Origin of the sequence: Rhizobium esperanzae (assembly GCF_002204185.1) — a bacterium.
GTDB lineage: Bacteria > Pseudomonadota > Alphaproteobacteria > Rhizobiales > Rhizobiaceae > Rhizobium > Rhizobium esperanzae.
Genome location: NZ_MXPU01000020.1, coordinates 58,011 through 73,949, shown reverse-complemented (window position 1 = coordinate 73,949; position 15,939 = coordinate 58,011). Strand labels below are relative to the sequence as shown.

14 protein-coding genes and 1 pseudogene are annotated in these 15,939 nt (G+C 61.3%); 9 read left to right on the top strand and 6 right to left on the bottom strand.

The features are described 5' to 3' along the window. Window positions 1-75: 75 nt before the first annotated feature. Window positions 76-609, top strand: coding sequence for a ribonuclease H family protein (locus B5E41_RS25140; RefSeq protein ID WP_088396514.1), 534 nt, complete (start codon window positions 76-78; stop codon window positions 607-609). Between the two features lie 52 nt (window positions 610-661). Here the strand turns inward: B5E41_RS25140 and B5E41_RS25135 are convergent, their stop codons facing one another. Continuing rightward, window positions 662-2,974 (bottom strand): NADP-dependent malic enzyme, encoded by a 2,313-nt coding sequence (locus tag B5E41_RS25135; protein ID WP_088396513.1) that lies wholly within the window; start codon window positions 2,972-2,974, stop codon window positions 662-664. A 239-nt stretch (window positions 2,975-3,213) separates the two neighbouring features. Between B5E41_RS25135 and B5E41_RS25130 the strand changes: the two genes are divergently transcribed. Continuing rightward, entirely contained in the window at window positions 3,214-4,653 is a 1,440-nt protein-coding gene (locus B5E41_RS25130; RefSeq protein WP_088396548.1) for an FAD-binding oxidoreductase, read from the top strand. 154 nt (window positions 4,654-4,807) lie between these two features. Here the strand turns inward: B5E41_RS25130 and B5E41_RS25125 are convergent, their stop codons facing one another. Continuing rightward, a complete protein-coding gene (locus tag B5E41_RS25125; protein WP_088396547.1) occupies window positions 4,808-5,557 on the bottom strand; it encodes a histidine phosphatase family protein in 750 nt (249 codons plus the stop codon). Between the two features lie 184 nt (window positions 5,558-5,741). Further along, the gene (locus B5E41_RS25120; protein WP_088396546.1) at window positions 5,742-6,074 is read right to left on the bottom strand and encodes a hypothetical protein; all 333 of its coding nucleotides are present in this window, start codon (window positions 6,072-6,074) and stop codon (window positions 5,742-5,744) included. A gap of 243 nt (window positions 6,075-6,317) precedes the next feature. Here B5E41_RS25120 and B5E41_RS25115 point away from each other — a divergent pair, with 243 nt between their 5' ends. After that, on the top strand, window positions 6,318-7,160 hold the full coding sequence (locus B5E41_RS25115; RefSeq protein WP_064802994.1) for a UDP-2,3-diacylglucosamine diphosphatase: 843 nt from the start codon (window positions 6,318-6,320) through the stop codon (window positions 7,158-7,160). A 164-nt stretch (window positions 7,161-7,324) separates the two neighbouring features. Then, window positions 7,325-8,542 (top strand): MFS transporter, encoded by a 1,218-nt coding sequence (locus tag B5E41_RS25110; protein WP_088396512.1) that lies wholly within the window; start codon window positions 7,325-7,327, stop codon window positions 8,540-8,542. Here the strand turns inward: B5E41_RS25110 and dgcA are convergent. After that, on the bottom strand, window positions 8,494-9,477 hold the full coding sequence (gene dgcA / locus B5E41_RS25105; RefSeq protein WP_088396511.1) for an N-acetyl-D-Glu racemase DgcA: 984 nt from the start codon (window positions 9,475-9,477) through the stop codon (window positions 8,494-8,496). The genes B5E41_RS25110 and dgcA overlap by 49 nt on opposite strands. A gap of 100 nt (window positions 9,478-9,577) precedes the next feature. Between dgcA and B5E41_RS25100 the strand changes: the two genes are divergently transcribed. The 4 genes from B5E41_RS25100 to B5E41_RS25085 are packed head-to-tail and all read left to right on the top strand — an operon-like array spanning window position 9,578 to window position 13,610. Next, a complete protein-coding gene (locus B5E41_RS25100) occupies window positions 9,578-10,747 on the top strand; it encodes an MlaE family lipid ABC transporter permease subunit (protein ID WP_176439484.1) in 1,170 nt (389 codons plus the stop codon). A 1-nt stretch (window position 10,748) separates the two neighbouring features. Continuing rightward, a complete protein-coding gene (locus B5E41_RS25095; protein WP_088396509.1) occupies window positions 10,749-11,594 on the top strand; it encodes an ABC transporter ATP-binding protein in 846 nt (281 codons plus the stop codon). Window positions 11,595-11,602: 8 nt separating this feature from the next. Further along, window positions 11,603-12,973: an MlaD family protein gene (locus B5E41_RS25090; protein WP_088396508.1), complete on the top strand. Its 1,371-nt coding sequence runs from the start codon at window positions 11,603-11,605 to the stop codon at window positions 12,971-12,973. A gap of 25 nt (window positions 12,974-12,998) precedes the next feature. Next, window positions 12,999-13,610, top strand: coding sequence for an ABC-type transport auxiliary lipoprotein family protein (locus B5E41_RS25085; protein ID WP_088396507.1), 612 nt, complete (start codon window positions 12,999-13,001; stop codon window positions 13,608-13,610). 125 nt (window positions 13,611-13,735) lie between these two features. On the opposite strand, the gene B5E41_RS25080 is transcribed toward B5E41_RS25085, so the two are convergent. Then, entirely contained in the window at window positions 13,736-14,611 is an 876-nt protein-coding gene (locus B5E41_RS25080) for a D-alanyl-D-alanine carboxypeptidase family protein (protein WP_088396506.1), read from the bottom strand. Window positions 14,612-14,772: 161 nt separating this feature from the next. Here B5E41_RS25080 and B5E41_RS25075 point away from each other — a divergent pair. Beyond that, window positions 14,773-15,204 (top strand): annotated as a pseudogene (locus B5E41_RS25075) (class-II aminoacyl-tRNA synthetase family protein); the annotation flags it as partial. A gap of 81 nt (window positions 15,205-15,285) precedes the next feature. On the opposite strand, the gene B5E41_RS25070 reads toward B5E41_RS25075, so the two are convergent. Continuing rightward, on the bottom strand, window positions 15,286-15,846 hold the full coding sequence (locus B5E41_RS25070) for a cysteine hydrolase family protein (protein ID WP_088396505.1): 561 nt from the start codon (window positions 15,844-15,846) through the stop codon (window positions 15,286-15,288). Between the last annotated feature and the right edge of the window lie 93 nt (window positions 15,847-15,939).

The window sequence follows — 15,939 nt, the reverse complement described above, 5'->3', positions numbered from 1 at the left end:
TGACATCAGCAGTTGACACAACGGAAGGTACAATTCCAATGTCTCCTTCGGCCAACGGGCTTAGCGAAGGCGAAAATGGCAGGCATTTCCAACGAGCTATGCTCCCCCGCAATGACAGCCGGGATACCGGAAGCTCAACACGGTCTCCATGTCTTCGCGGACGGTTGTTATGACCCCGATTCCGGGCACGGCGGCTGGGCCTTTGTCGCCTATCGCGAGGCTGCGGAAATCGCGTCCAGCTTCGGCGGTATGCGTGATTCCGCTAATAATTCGATGGAATTGACCGCCGTCTTGAAGGCAGTCACGTGGATCAATAGCGAAGCAACGGGCGAAGCCGCGACCATTTGGTCGGATTCCATCTATGCCGTCAAAGGCTGCAACGACAGGCGGCACATTTGGAAGAACAACGGCTGGAAGAAAAGCGATCCGAATGGGAACGCCCGAAGCCGGACGATCGCCAATGCGGAACTCTGGAAAGCGGTCGATCTTCAACTATCACAGAACGCCCTGCTAACCATTGCCTGGTGCAAGGGCCATTCCGGCATCGCCGGCAACGAACGCGCGGATGAGCTTGCGGATGGAGGACGGCTGTCGGTACGGGGTTCGTAACATCTCCAGCATCACGAAATGGGCCCCGCCCGACTTTATCAGCCTGCAGCTCTCACGCCGGCTGCGATGCCTCGACGACGGCGAGTGCGGCCATGTTGACGACGCCGCGAGAGGTGACCGAGGGAGCGAGAATGTGAGCGGGCAGGGCAGCGCCAAGCAGGATCGGGCCGACATGCAGGCCGTCGGTCATCGACTTCACAACGCCGAGCGTGATGTTGGCGGCATCGAGGTTCGGGAAGACGAGGAGGTTCGCCTCGTCATGCAGCGTGGTGTGCGGCATCACGCGCTTGCGTAGCGCTTCGGTGATGGCGCTTTCGCCGTGCATTTCGCCGTCGACTTCGAGATCGGGCGCAGTTTCGCGAATGAGTTGCAGGGCGTTGCGCATCTTGGTCGCACTTTCGGATTCGCGCGAGCCGAAGTTGGAATGCGAGACGAGGGCAGCGCGCGGCGTGATGCCGAAACGGCGGATTTCCTCGGCCGCCATGACAGTCGCCTCGGCGACTTCCTCTGCGGTCGGGTTGAAGGTCACGTAGGTGTCGGTGAAGAAGGTGGCGCCACGCTGCGAGATCATCAGGCTCAGCGCCGAGAAATCGCGGACATCCTTGCGTTTGCCGATGATCTGACGCACGTCGCGCAGGTGCTTTTCATAACGGCCTTCGAGGCCGCAGATCAGCGCATCGGCCTCGCCGCGCCGCAGCGCCAGCGCGCCGATGACGGTCGTATTGGTGCGCACGATGGTACGGGCGGCTTCCGGGATGACGCCGCGGCGGCCGACGAGCGAGAAATAGAGATCGACATATTCGCGGAAGCGCGGATCGTCTTCCGGATTGATAACCTCGAAATCCTGCAGGGGGCGGATGCGCAGGCCGTAGCGCTTGAGGCGTGTTTCGATGACCTGCGGGCGGCCGATCAGGATGGGTTTGGCCAAGCCTTCCTCCAGCAGCACCTGGGCGGCGCGTAACACGCGCTCGTCCTCGCCTTCGGAGAAGATGACGCGCTTGCGCTCGGCGGCCTTGGCGGCGGCAAAGATCGGCTTCATGACGAAGCCGGAGCGGAAGACGAAACGGTTCAGCTGATCGAAATAGGCGTCAAAATCCTGGATCGGGCGGCGCGCGACGCCGCTCTGTTCGGCGGCTTTGGCAACGGCCGGCGCGATGCGCAGGATGAGACGCGGATCGAAGGGCGAGGGGATCAGATAATCCGGGCCGAAGACCGGGGTCTCGCCGGAATAGGCGCGGGCAGCGACATCGGAGGGTTCTTCGCGGGCAAGCGCTGCGATGGCGCGCACGGCCGCCATTTTCATTTCCTCGTTGATCGTCTCGGCGCCGCAATCGAGCGCGCCGCGGAAGATATAGGGGAAGCAGAGGACGTTGTTGACCTGATTGGCGAAATCCGAGCGGCCGGTGCAGATCATCGCATCCGGACGGGCGGCGCGGGCGAGGTCCGGCATGATCTCCGGCGTCGGGTTGGCAAGCGCCATGATCAGCGGCTTGTCCGCCATCTGCGCCAGCAGCTCCGGTTTCAGAACGCCGGCGGCTGACAGACCGAGGAAGACATCGGCGCCGCCGATGTTTTCGGCGAGCGTGCGCGTGTCGCTCTTCTGCGCGTAGACGGACTTCCATTCGTCCATCAGTTCGGTGCGGCCCTCGTAAACCAGGCCTTCAATATCGTGGACCCAGATGTTTTCACGCTTGGCGCCGAGCGTCACCAGCAGATTGAGGCAGGCAAGGGCGGCGGCTCCCGCGCCCGAGGCGACGATCTTGACGTTGTCGATCGCCTTGCCGGCAAGTTCCAGCCCGTTCAGGATCGCGGCGGCGACGATGATCGCCGTGCCGTGCTGGTCGTCGTGGAAAACCGGGATTTTCATCTTCTCGCGCAGGCGCCGCTCGACCTCGAAACATTCCGGTGCCTTGATGTCTTCGAGGTTGATGCCGCCGAAGGTCGGCTCCAGCGAGGAAACGGTTGAGACCATCTGTTCGACGCTCGCGGCGTCTATCTCGATGTCGAAAACGTCGATGCCGGCAAATTTCTTGAAGAGCACGGCCTTGCCCTCCATGACCGGCTTCGAAGCCAGCGGCCCGATATTGCCGAGACCGAGCACGGCGGTGCCGTTGGAAATGACGGCGACGAGATTGGCGCGCGAGGTATATTCGGCCGCCATCTCCGGATTGTCGCGGATGGCAAGGCAGGGGGCGGCAACACCAGGCGAATAGGCGAGCGCCAGGTCGCGCTGATTGCCGAGCGGCTTGGTCGCCTGGATCTCCAGCTTGCCGGGGCGAGGATAGCGATGGAAGAAGAGCGCCTGCTCGTCGAGATCGCCGCCCGGCAGGTTCTTGTCCGTCTTGGATTTATCCTGGTGATCCATTGCCGCCTCCGTGCACGTCTTTTTCTGGAGTTCCCTCCATACATCAATCGGATACGGGCGACAGTATGGAAATGAGGGATGGTAGAAGTTTTCGTCGAGAGCGAATGCTGTGTACTGCGGGTAGGCCTGACGGATCCTCATCCCTGGTACTAATCCTTTTGGAAAACTTGTTTGACGCCCCCTGCGAGCGCAAGATGCCGGCCGCGACGGTGCGGGGCGCCGGTCGCATGGAGGAAATCATGGACAATTTGAACCTCACGACCCTGCAACGGGGTCAGACGATGGTCAATGACGTGGCCATGGATGCGTTTGCCGCTGGTTTTCGCGGCAGTCTCCTGACCAGCAAAGACATGAATTACGGCGAGGCGCGGGCGATCTGGAATGCGATGATCGATCGCCGGCCGGGTCTGATTGCGCGCTGCGCCGGGGCGGCTGATGTGGTGCGCGCGGTGCGCTTTGCACGCGACAACAATCTGCTCGTTTCGGTGCGCGGCGGCGGGCACGGCATTGCCGGCAATGCGGTCTGCGAAGGTGGTGTCGTTATCGACCTGTCGCCGATGAAGTCCGTGCGGGTCGATCCCGAGATACGCCGCGCCAGGATCGAACCCGGCGCCACGCTCGGCGATGTCGACAAGGAAACGCTGGCCTTCGGGCTGGTGCTGCCAACCGGTATCAATTCCACGACCGGCATAGCCGGCCTGACGCTCGGCGGCGGTTTCGGCTGGCTCACCCGGAAATTCGGTCTGACGCTCGACAATCTGATTTCCGTCGATGTGGTGACGGCCGATGGCGAACTGGTGAAGGCGAGCGAGACGGAGCGGCCGGACTTGTTTTGGGCGCTGCGCGGCGGCGGCGGCAATTTCGGTGTCGTGACCTCCTTCGAATTCCAGCTCAACCCGCTCCATCCCGAAGTTTTCGCCGGACTGGTGGTGCATCCGTTCGCCGATGCGGAAGAAGTTCTCAGGGAGTATCGGGAGGCGCTGGAAACAGCACCCGACGAGCTGACCTGCTGGGTGGTGATGCGCCAGGCGCCGCCGCTGCCGTTCCTTCCGGCTGAGTGGCATGGCAAGGAGATCGTGGTGCTCGCCATGTGCTATTGCGGGGACATGGCGGCGGGCGAAAAGGCGGCGGCTGGATTGCGCGGGATCGGAAAGCCGATCGCCGACATCGTCGGCCCAATGCCGTTCATCGGCTGGCAGCAGGCATTCGACCCGCTTCTAACGCCAGGCGCCCGTAACTATTGGAAGAGCCAGGATTTCGCCTCCCTTTCCGACGCGGCGATCGAGGTTCTCATCGATGCGGTGCGGAAGCTGCCGGGGCCGGAATGCGAAATATTCATCGGCCATGTCGGCGGCGCCGCCGGTCGCGTGCCGACCGAAGCCACGGCATTTCCACAGCGCAGTTCGCATTTCGTCATGAATGTCCATGCACGCTGGCGGGAAACCGAGATGGACGGAAACTGCGTTGGCTGGGCGCGCGAACTTTTCGAGGCAACCAAGCCGCATGCTGTGGGTACTGCCTACATCAACTTCATGCCAGAGGACGAGACCGACCGGGTCGAAATGGCTTACGGGGCCAATTACGCGCGCCTTTCGGAAATCAAGCTGCGCTACGATCCCAACAACCTGTTCCGGATGAATCAGAACGTGAAGCCGATGGCGGCAGTGCGAGCTGCGTGAAGAGCGTAGAAGACCCCGCCCAACCCCTCCCCACAAGGAGGAGGGGTTGGGATGCCGCACCGTCCTTCTTTAACTCATCGTTTCATCCGCGGAGAGGCCGGGGTTTATCACCGTTGATGCCGCTCGTTAGTCCCTCGCCCTTGTGGGGAGGGGTCTATCCGCCGCGCTTCGGCGTCATCGTCACATCAGCGCCATATGCATCGCGCAGTCTGTCCTCCTGCCCAGGCTGCCGGTCGGCGGCCTGGTGCAGCAGTGTGGTGTCGTAGCCTTGCAGACGCGTTCCCTCGATCAGCGTGACGTCGGAATTCCCAGGATTGTCGGAGCGCTCGAACCAATCGACGGAGTGGTGCAGGAAATTCATTTCGACCGCCCGGTTGGTGACGCCATGGCCGACGATTGCGACATTGTGGTTGCCGCTTTCGGCCTCGCGCATGACGGTCTGGAGGAAGAGACGGACCCGCTGCGCCACATCTGCCCGGCTTTCGCCGTCCGGCGGCCGCGCATAGAACTTGCCGCTATTATTGCGCAGTCTCGCCCATTTTTCGAATTCCTCGGGGAATTTCTGTTTCCGCTCGGCATGGTCGTAGATTTCGGTGAAGAGGCCGAAATCCTGCTCGCGCAGGAGATAATCTTCCCTGACGTCGCCGACGAAGTTTTCCGGCAGCGCTTCGAGCAGCGCATCCTTGCTCTGGCGCGTGCGCAGAAACGGCGAATACCAGATATGCAGCTTCTGAAATCCCTGGCTCGGCAACCCTCTCAGGTACGAGGCGATGACAGCGCCTGCCTCCGCCGCTTGGCGATAGCCCCATTCCGTCAGCGGAACGTTATGATCGCCGAACTGGCGGTAGGCCTGCTCGTTGATATTGCCGAGGGATTCGCCATGGCGAACGAGAAAGAGACGCATCGGCCATCCCACTTTTTCGGATATGAAATCGTCGTCATCATGAACGCGCTCGATCGGCAGGGCAACATCGCCGGCCGAAAGAGGGGCGAGCGTCCAGTGGCCGCTTTCCCCCCAATCCGCTTGGCCGTCGAACTTGTTCACGTCGGTTTCAAAAACGACGAGCAAGAGGCCGTCTTCCGGGCTATCAGCGGCCCTGGAAGATCTTGATGAGCTTTGGCGTAAACCGGTGAGCCTTGATGTCGAGCAGATCCTGATACGTGGCGCGACCGGAGGTCGCGGCCGTCAGATATCGCTGGCAGGCGACCCTCGGAGCGTCCTTGTCGGAGGCGTTTGTCACGATCCCTGCGGTGCGACGCGCATTTGCATCGAAATCCTTTGCGCACACTTTGACGAACGCACTTCTCGCTCTCGCGCTGCCTTGCAGCAGCGTGACTGTCGCATCATAGTCCTGCTGCGTCGGTGCGCAGCCTGCAAGCAGTGCAATAGAAATCATTATTGTCGCGGTGTGGGCGCGCATCATCAATCCCCCAGGTTACGCCTTGATCGGCAGCTGCTGTTAATTTGATTCTCGGTATGCGGGAAAGATCCATAGCCTCGCGGCGATAAATTATGACGATGGGACAGGTGTCGGTGTTGCGAGCTTCGCCACCGACGAGATCGGCGTTTACCATCCGGACCGAATCGGTGGGGTCTGAAGGGCTTTTCCCCAACTTGTCATTTTCCTGAAACACGAGTCTGGTTTTGGAAGGCTAGATGAAAGATGGGGCATGAGCGGCAGCTCGTGATAGACATGATGGAACCCAGACATTTCCGCACGCTCTTCATTTCCGATGTCCATCTCGGCTCGAAGGCCGCGAAGGCGGACTTCCTGTTGGATTTCCTGCGCTACCACGAGGCGGACACGATCGTGCTCGTCGGCGACATCGTTGACGGCTGGCGCCTGAAGCGCAGCTGGTATTGGCCGCAGGTCTGCAACGACGTCGTTCAGAAGCTGTTGCGCAAGGCGCGCAAGGGCACGCGCGTCGTCTACGTCCCGGGTAATCACGACGAATTTCTGCGCGACTTCCCGGGCATGCATTTCGGCGGCATCGAGGTCGTCGAGCGTATGATGCATGACGGCGCGGACGGCAAGAAATACCTGATCCTGCACGGCGACGAGTTCGACGTCGTCGTTCGCAACGCCCGCCTGCTCGCCTATCTCGGCGACTGGGCCTATGATACGGCGATTCGAATCAATATCCTGCTCGCGGCCGTACGCCGCCGCCTCGGCATGCCCTATTGGTCGTTCTCCGCCTGGGCGAAGCTGCAGGTCAAGCATGCGGTCAATTTCATCGGCGAGTTCGAGCGCGTCGTGGCCGAAGAGGCCCGCAAGAGCGGCGCCGACGGCGTGATCTGCGGTCACATCCACCACGCGATCATCCAGGACATGGACGGCATTCGCTACATCAACACGGGTGACTGGGTGGAAAGCTGCACGGCGGTTGCCGAACATGCCGACGGCACCTTCGAACTGATCACCTGGCGGGCGCTTGCCACCGCCGTACCGGCGCTTACCGCCGTCGAGCGTCCCGAAGAGGCGGAACTCGCCCCGCAGGCGGCTTGATTTTAGCACCGTCGCAGTCGTGGCGGCTCTCCAGCAATTTAGCCGTTACCGCGAGGTGACAGGCCCAATTTATTTCTTAAAACGTTTCTGGACGGCTATTTCTCGCAATAGTCGCCTTCCGGGTGGTGTGTTAGGACAACGTCCAGTTTCCTTCAGGTCCACCCATGATTCCCGCTCAACATTCCTCGGGTGAGGGAGCGCCGCAGCGCTTCCGGCTGCTCAGCGCGCTGTCCTATTGCGCGCCGCTGCTCGTCAACGGCGTCGTGCTGCCGTTCTTCCCCGTTTGGCTGGAAACCCACAGTTTCAGCGATCATGAGATCGGCATCATCCTTGCCATACCAATGGTGGTTCGTGTCCTGGTGGCGCCTGTCGTCGCCATGATCGCCGACCGCCTAAAGGAGCGCGCCGACGTGTTGCTGTGGTCGGGCGGCCTGTCGCTGCTGACCGCAATCGCACTTTATTGGACGACGAGCTTCTGGCCGGTGACGATCGTCTTCGCGCTGCAGGGCGCCACCTTCGCGCCCTATCTGCCGGTCGTCGAATCGATCGTCATTTCGGGTGTGCGCCGCTGGGGGCTCGACTATGGGTCGATGCGGGTGTGGGGGTCGATCGCCTTCATCATCTCGACGCTCCTCGGCGGTCAGCTGATCGGTCGGTGGGGCGGCGGCATGGTGCTCGTCGTGATGGTGTTCGGCTTCACGATGACCGTGGTGATGGCGATCTTCTGTCCGCGGATCGGACCGACGCGGCGGCGCGGCCAGCCGATCGATCTTCCGGCCGCCACCGGGCGCGGTCTGAGCGAGCCGCATTTACTGCTGCTTCTGATCGGCGTCGCCATCCAGCAGTCGAGCCATGCGGTGCTTAATGCTTTTTCCTCGATCTATTGGCATCAGCTCGGCTTTTCCGGCACGCAAGTCGGCGTGCTCTGGAGCGCCGGCGTTGCCTCGGAGGTAACGGTGTTCTTTCTGTCGAAGCGTCTCAATCGGCGCTTCACTGCGTGGACGCTTATCCGTTTCGGCTGCGCCGTCAGCGTCTGCCGCTGGATCCTGTTTCCCATGAATGCCGGTTTTGCCGGCTTCTTCCTGCTGCAATGTTTCCACGGCTTCACCTATGCCTTCGTGCATACCGGCGTACAGCGGCGGATCATGGCGACGGTGCAGGAAACACAGGAGGCCTCGGCCCAGGGCGCCTATTTCTTTTATGTCGGCATGGCGATGGGGTTGATGACCATCGCTTCGGGCTATCTTTACGCCTGGCTCGGCCTCGTCAGCTATTACGTCATGGCGCTCGTCGCGCTTTCCGGCCTCGGGCTCGTTATCTCTGCCTATTATCTTCAGCCCCAGAGGGCGCTTTCCGGTGGAAAGACCAGGGAAGTGGCGTAGCGCAGGCCGGGCTCGCGGTCGCGGGCAAGCAGAAGCGGGCCGTCGAGATCGACGAAATCGGCATTCTGCGCGAGCAGCACGGCCGGCGCCATGGCGAGCGAAGTGCCGACCATGCAGCCGATCATGATCGAAAAGCCGAGCCTCTCGGCTTCGGCCTTCATCGCCAAGGCCTCGGTGAGGCCGCCTGTCTTGTCGAGCTTGATGTTGATCGCATCATAGCGGTCGGCAAGACTTGCGAGATCGCCGGTGTGATGCACGCTCTCGTCGGCGCAGACCAGCAGCGGGCGGCGGATTTCGGCAAGCAGCGCATCGCGGCCCGCCGGCAGCGGTTGCTCGACGAGGGCAACGCCCGCCTCTGCGGCGATCTGCAGATGACGTTCCAGCACCGCCTCCGGCCAGCCCTCATTGGCGTCGAGAATGATGGCGGCGTCGGGTGCGGCCGCGCGGACGGCGCGGATGCGGCTTTCATCGTCGCCGGTTCCGACCTTCACCTTGAGCAGAGCGCGACCGGCATGTTCGCGTGCGTGCGCGGCCATCACTTCCGGCTCACCGAGCGAGATGGTGTAGGCTGTCGTGAGCGGTTTGAGGGCGGTGAGGCCGAGGCGGGCAGCGACCGTTTGGCAAGTCCGTTTTGCTTCGAGATCCCAGAGAGCGCAATCAACGGCGTTGCGTGCCGCACCCGGCGGCATCGCCGACAAGAGATCGTCGCGCGAAATGCCGGATTCGACCAGCGGGCGCGCTGCCTCGATCTGCGCGAAGACGCTCTCCATGGTCTCGCCGTAGCGGCGGTAGGGCACACATTCGCCGTGTCCTCGCGCGCCTTCTTCTGTGACTGTGCAAGTAATGACCTCGGCCTCTTTCTTTGCGCCGCGCGAGATGGTGAAGGTCCCGGCAATCGGAAAGGAATTCATCTGGATATCTAGGGTGCGTGGCATTATTGCTATCCTGCGAGCATGGAAATTGGACGTTGCTTCTGTATATTGACGCGCCGGCGGCGACGATCCGCTTCGCGAGTCGGCAATGTCGCCGTAAGCCTTGAAAGACACAAGTATCTTGAACGCCGAGAATCGCAACGCCGCCTCGCTGCAAGTGGACGACCGGTCAGATGGTTCGGGGCAGCATGTTCGTCTCAGCGGCAACTGGCGCAGCGCCTATGTGCATCTTGTGCTGCGCGACTTCGAAAAGCTTCAGCGAGAGAAGACCGGCAATCTGACGCTCGATCTCTCCGATGTATCAGACATCGATACCGCCGGTATCTGGCTTCTGTGCCGGCTAAAGAAGGAGGCGGAGGCGGCCGGACGCACGGTGCGCTTCGTCGGCACCAATCCGCATATCGACGAAATGCTGGAGATGTTTTCCGAGGAACCGGCCAAACCGGAGCCTGAACAGAAGGAAAAGGTCTCGATTGCCGCGCGTATCTTGGCGCCGGTCGGCAAGATGACCTATGACATCTGGGACAATCTCGCCGCCTCGATGTATATCCTCGGCTCTGCGGTGCGCGGGGCGCAGATGAAGCTCGGCCGCGGCAGCGGCGTTTCGCCGGCCTCGATCGTCAACCAGATCGATCACATGGGCGTGCGCGCCGTTCCGATCATCCTGCTGATGTCGTTTCTGATCGGTGCAATCATCGCTCAGCAGGGCGCCTTCCAGCTGCGGTATTTCGGGGCGGAGGTGTTCGTCGTCGATCTCGTCGGCATTCTGCAATTGCGCGAAATCGGCGTGCTGCTGACCTCGATCATGATCGCCGGCCGCTCCGGCAGCGCGATCACCGCCGAAATCGGCTCGATGAAGATGCGCGAGGAGATCGACGCGCTGAAAGTGATGGGGCTGAACCCGATCGGCGTGCTGATCTTCCCGCGGCTCGTGGCGCTGACCATTGCCTTGCCGCTTCTGACGGTGCTGGCGAACTTCGCGTCGCTCGCCGGTGCGGCGGTTGTCGCCTGGGGCTATTCCGGCATCACCTTCGCCAATTTCCTGTCGCGGCTGCATGAGGCGATTACGCTGTCGACCGTGCTGTCGGGCATGATCAAGGCGCCGTTCATGGCGCTCGTCATCGGTATCGTCGCCGCCGTCGAAGGGCTGAAGGTCGGCGGCAGTGCGGAGTCGCTCGGCCAGCACGTGACGGCCTCGGTGGTGAAGGCGATTTTCGTCGTCATCCTGATGGATGGGCTTTTTGCGATGTTCTATGCAGCGATCGACTTCTAGCATGGCGGGCAGCGTGGACGAGCAACCGATCGAAAACGAAGGACAGGGCAGGGATGTCGTGCTTTCGGCGCGCGACGTCACCGTCGCCTTCGGCTCCAAGGTGGTGCTCGACAGACTGAACCTCGATATTTATCGCGGCGAGATCCTCGGCTTCGTCGGTGCGTCGGGCACCGGCAAATCGGTGCTGATGCGCACGGTGCTGAGGCTGCTGCCGCGCCGCTCCGGCACGATCAAGATTCTCGGCCAGGACTTTGACGAGCTCAACGAGCCGCAGCGCAACGCGCTCGACATGCGGCTCGGCGTGCTCTTCCAGCAGGGCGCATTGTTTTCCTCGCTGACCGTCAAGGAAAACATCCAGGTGCCGATGCGCGAATATCTCGATCTGCCGCACTCGCTGATGGATGAGCTGGCGCATCTGAAGATCCGCATGGTGGGGCTGGCGGCCGATGCCGCCGACAAATATCCGTCCGAGCTTTCGGGCGGCATGATCAAGCGTGCCGCGCTTGCCCGCGCCCTGGCGCTCGATCCCGAGCTCGTCTTTCTGGATGAACCGACTTCAGGTCTCGATCCGATCGGGGCGGCCGAGTTCGACGAACTCATCGCCAATCTGCGCGATAGTCTCGGACTGACCGTCTATATGGTGACGCACGATCTCGACAGCCTGTTTTCGGTTTGTGACCGTATTGCCGTGCTCGGAAAGAAGCGGGTAATGGTGGAAGGCACGATCGACGACATGCTGGCCTATGACGATCCGTGGGTGCAGGCCTATTTTAGAGGTAAGCGAGCACGGTCGATCGTGCCGCAGGACAATGGCGCGCGGCACGATAACGGCAGCGGCGGGAAGTGATCGGATAGATGGAAACCAAAGCCAATTATACGATTGTCGGTTTTTTCACGGTGCTGGTGATCGCGGCCGCCTTCGGCTTTGTCTACTGGATGGCCGAATATGGCCGCGGCGGCCCGATGACGGAACTGATCGTGCGTATTCCCGGCTCGGCCAACGGGCTCAGCGTCGGCTCGCCGGTGCGCTTCAACGGTATCCAGGTGGGATCGGTGCAGACGCTGTCGATCGATGCCGACGATCCCCAATATTCGCTCGCCTTCACCCAGGTGCGCACGGACGCACCGATTTATCCCTCCACCAAGGCCGCGCTGGAAATTCAGGGCCTGACGGGAGCCGCCTATATCGAACTGTCGGGTGGCCGTAAGGGTGAGGAGAGTATCCTTAAACATGCGATCGAAAACGGCAAACGCGCCGTTATCGTCGCCGACCAGTCGAGCGTCACCAATCTTCTGGCGACCGCCGACAAGATTCTTGATCGCGCCAATGACGCGGTCGGCGAACTTCAGGGTTTCATCGAAGATTCGCGTGCTCCGCTGACCCAGACGTTCAAGAATGCCGAAACCTTCTCAGATGCGCTGGCCAAGAATTCCGACAATATCGACGCCTTCCTGCAGAGCGTCGGTGAGCTCTCCAAAACGGTGAAGGCGGTTTCCGGGCGTGTCGATTCGACGCTTCAGGCCGTGGAATCGCTGGTCAGGGCCGTCGACGCGCAGAAGGTCGATAATATCGTTTCCAATGCCGAGAAGATCACCGCCAATGTCGCCGATGCCTCGAGCGATCTCAAGGGCGCGATCCAGAAGTTCGACGAGACCGCCACCACCTTCAACGATTTCGGCAAGCAGGCGCAGGCAACGCTCGACCGCGTCGACACGCTCGTCGCCCAGATCGACCCGGCGAAGATCAAGGGTTCGGTCGACGATATCTCGCAAGCCACAAAGGATGCGCGTGCGGCCGTCGCCTCGATCCGCGACGTCGCCAACACGGTTTCGTTGCGCCAGAAAGATATCGACCAGACGATCCAGGACGTGTCGCAGCTTGCCAACAAGCTGAATTCGGCCTCGACACGCGTCGACGGCATTCTCATCAAGGTCGATGCGCTGCTTGGAACCGACAACACACAATCGCTGTTCGCCGAGGCGCGCGGTACGCTGGAATCCTTCAAGAAGGTGGCCGATAATCTGAACTCGCGAATCGGTCCGATCGCCGATAATCTTCAGAAGTTCTCGAGCGGCGGCTTGCGCGACGTGCAGACTCTCATCAACGACATGCGCGGAACCGTGAGCAATCTCAACGATACGATCAGCAACTTCGACCGCAATCCGCAACGCCTGATCTTCGGCGGGGACACGGTCAAACAGTACGACGGCCGGACGCGGCGTTAACAGGGAAAGTCAGGGGTAGCCCAGTATGGTCGCATCGTATCTGTTGTCGCGCCGTTCGTGGATCAGGGGAACGGCGATCGCGCTGCCGCTGACTGCGTTGATCCTGTCGGGTTGTGGCACTTCAGCCAAGAACGATACCTATGATCTCTCTGCGTCCGTCGATGGCGATGGGCCTGCTGCCAAATCCCGCCAGATCCTGGTCGCCGGCCCGACGGCACTCAGATCGCTCGATAGCGAGCAGATCGTCATCCGCGTCTCCTCGTCGGAAATCCAGTATCTGTCCCGGGCGCAGTGGGGCGACAAGCTGCCGCGCATCGTGCAATCGAAACTGGTCGAGGCCTTCGAGAATTCCGGCAAGCTCGGCGGAGTCGGCATGCCGGGGCAGGGGCTGGCGATCGACTACCAGATCGTCACCGATATCCGCGCATTCGAGATCGACGCTTCGAATGGCAACCAGGCGGTAGTCGAAATCTCCGCCAAGATTCTGAACGACCGAAACGGCTCGGTGCGCGCCCAGAAGGTGTTCCGCGCCATGACGCCCGCCGGCGGCGACAATGTCGGCTTCGTCAAGGGTCTCGACCGCGCCTTTTCGACGGTGGTTTCGGAGATCGTCAGCTGGACGCTGCGCTCAATCTGACAAGACGTTTGTTAAACGCTGCGCCGACGTCAAAGATTGCTGATCGCGGAAAATATTGGCCCCATCAGGTTGGAGCGGCCACCCTATTTAAATTTCTTCAAGAATTTGTGAGCTTGACTTGCCGGCTACTTCGTCGGCTGCGCATCCGTCATCGTCGCTGCAGGCTGGCTGCCTGGGATGGTGGAGGCGGTGGCGGTTGGTGATGACGGCAGGGTGCTGTCGAGGAGGCCCGCCATCTTGTCGTCGCGCAGGCTTGCAGTCTTTTCACCCATGACGACGCCGACAACGCGGCGGCCATCCTTCAGCGCCGAGGTCACGACATTGTAGCCGGATGCATCGGTATAGCCCGTCTTGATGCCATCGACGCCGTCATAACGATACATCAGATTGTTATGGCCGCGCAGTTTCATGCCGCGGAACTGAAAGCCGCGCATCGAGAAGAGCTTGAACTCCTCTGGAAAGTCCCGCATCAACGAAAGGCCGAGCGTAGCCATGTCGCGCGCCGTGGTAACCTGCTCCGGATCGGGAAGGCCCGACGGGTTCTTGAAGACCGTGTCCTTCATCCCCAGCTGGCGCGCCTTGTCGGTCATCGTTCTGGCGAAAGCCGGTTCCGAGCCGCCGAGCTGTTCAGCGATTGCCACGGCGGAATCGTTGGCAGACAGCACGACGATGCTTTCGACCGCTTCACGCAGCGTTACCTTGCGGCCGGCGCCGACGGCAAGCTTGAAGGGTTCCTTGCTCTCGGCATTTTCCGACATGGTGAGCTTCTGATCCCAGGTGAGGCGTCCGTCGTGCAGCGCCTCGAAAGCAAGATAAAGCGTCATCATCTTGGTCAGCGACGCGGGATAGTTGAGATCATCCTGGTTGGAGGCTTCAAGGACCTGACCGGATTGCGCATCAATGACGAAGCTTGCCTGACCGGCCTTAGCCGGAATGAAAGCGCCCATCAGCAGGGTGGACGAGAGCGCGATGGCAAGGAGCCGGGATGTTGCCGTGGTCATCGGTATTGCTGTCTCTTTCGTTGCACGGCCGAAGGGCCGTTGGCTTTAAACGCAAGCGGATCAAAAAAGTTTGTGACGGAATGAAGGACGGTGGGCAATAAAAAAGGCCTATCCACAGCTGATACCTTTGTCTCGGCCCCTGCGGTTTTGACAATCGCGGGTTGCCTCTGTGTGTCTAGCAGGCCGGCAAGTCCTACCCCCGCGAGCAGGAGCAGCCGACGAAACACATGCGGCTGAAGGAATTTTGGCAGCTCGAATTTCAATGCGCCTTCACCGCCGACAGCGGCAACGACTATCACGCGGCGTGCCTTGAGCCGGTGCGCCGCATGATCGCCTCGCTGATCCATCTGCCGACGCGGGTCGTGCCCTCCGACCGGCTGCCGGCCTATTCGGAGGTGACGATGGATGTCGAGGTCGATAATGGCGACAGGTGGATGGAGGTCTGCTCGATCTCGCGGCGTACCGACTTTCCATCCCGTTACCGGTCGCAGCCCCGGAAGGCAGCGGCCGTCGATCACAACGTCCTCGTGCTCGAAATCGCCATCGGCCTCGACCGTTGCGGGTACAACTGGGGCATAGCGGCCGAGGCGTGAGGGGCGGAAAACCGGGACCGCATGGCGATCCCGGGTTTAGCTGCAGTTGTTCGGAAGATATAAGCGGTTGTTGCCGGAGCCTTATGAAAAGGCAATGTCGGCGGCTGGGCGGACATTCACAATCGCCTTGCCCGCATCGAAACCATCAAGCGTTTCGTTGTGGTGGGCGACAATCTCGGAGAATTTAAGGGTCGCCGTGTCGCCAGTTGTATGGCCGTCGGCAACCAAGGTCACGTCATAGCCGAGCGAAACGGCCCGCCTGACGGTCGTGTCGACGCAGAATTGAGACATGCAGCCGCCGACGATGAGGTGGGTAACCGATCGCTCTTGCAAGCGGTCGGGAAGATCGGTCCCGAAGAAGGAGTCGGCGCTTTTCTTGCGCACGACGACCTCACCCGTTTGCGGCGCAATCTCCCGGCGCAGCGCCCATCCTGGCGTGTCCACGGCCAATCGGTGACCGCTGTCGCCATCATGCTGCACCAGCACGACCGGCACGCCGGCCTGACGCGCCTTTTCCTTGAGCAACGCCAATCGAGCGACGGTCTCATCAAGTGCGGAATCGACCTCGGGCTGGCGCTCCGGCGTGGCCTTTCCGGAGAGAATTGCGATCTGTACGTCGATAATCAGAAAGGCCTTGGTCATTTCGTTCGCGGTTCCGGGCTGGGCAGCAGATTATATCCCCATCATCAGGGAAAGCCGCCTGACACATGTTCAGGCGGCTTCAGCTCCACGATA

Coding starts and splice junctions, on each gene's coding strand:
- B5E41_RS25095 (WP_088396509.1), top strand. CDS start 10,749: ATGGCGGGCAGCGTGGACGAGCAACCGATCGAAAACGAAGGACAGGGC.
- B5E41_RS25125 (WP_088396547.1), bottom strand. CDS start 5,557: ATGCGTCTCTTTCTCGTTCGCCATGGCGAATCCCTCGGCAATATCAAC.
- B5E41_RS25090 (WP_088396508.1), top strand. CDS start 11,603: ATGGAAACCAAAGCCAATTATACGATTGTCGGTTTTTTCACGGTGCTG.
- B5E41_RS25085 (WP_088396507.1), top strand. CDS start 12,999: ATGGTCGCATCGTATCTGTTGTCGCGCCGTTCGTGGATCAGGGGAACG.
- B5E41_RS25135 (WP_088396513.1), bottom strand. CDS start 2,974: ATGGATCACCAGGATAAATCCAAGACGGACAAGAACCTGCCGGGCGGC.
- B5E41_RS25130 (WP_088396548.1), top strand. CDS start 3,214: ATGGACAATTTGAACCTCACGACCCTGCAACGGGGTCAGACGATGGTC.
- B5E41_RS25140 (WP_088396514.1), top strand. CDS start 76: ATGGCAGGCATTTCCAACGAGCTATGCTCCCCCGCAATGACAGCCGGG.
- B5E41_RS25080 (WP_088396506.1), bottom strand. CDS start 14,611: ATGACCACGGCAACATCCCGGCTCCTTGCCATCGCGCTCTCGTCCACC.
- B5E41_RS25120 (WP_088396546.1), bottom strand. CDS start 6,074: ATGCGCGCCCACACCGCGACAATAATGATTTCTATTGCACTGCTTGCA.
- B5E41_RS25070 (WP_088396505.1), bottom strand. CDS start 15,846: ATGACCAAGGCCTTTCTGATTATCGACGTACAGATCGCAATTCTCTCC.
- dgcA (WP_088396511.1), bottom strand. CDS start 9,477: ATGCCACGCACCCTAGATATCCAGATGAATTCCTTTCCGATTGCCGGG.
- B5E41_RS25110 (WP_088396512.1), top strand. CDS start 7,325: ATGATTCCCGCTCAACATTCCTCGGGTGAGGGAGCGCCGCAGCGCTTC.
- B5E41_RS25115 (WP_064802994.1), top strand. CDS start 6,318: ATGGGGCATGAGCGGCAGCTCGTGATAGACATGATGGAACCCAGACAT.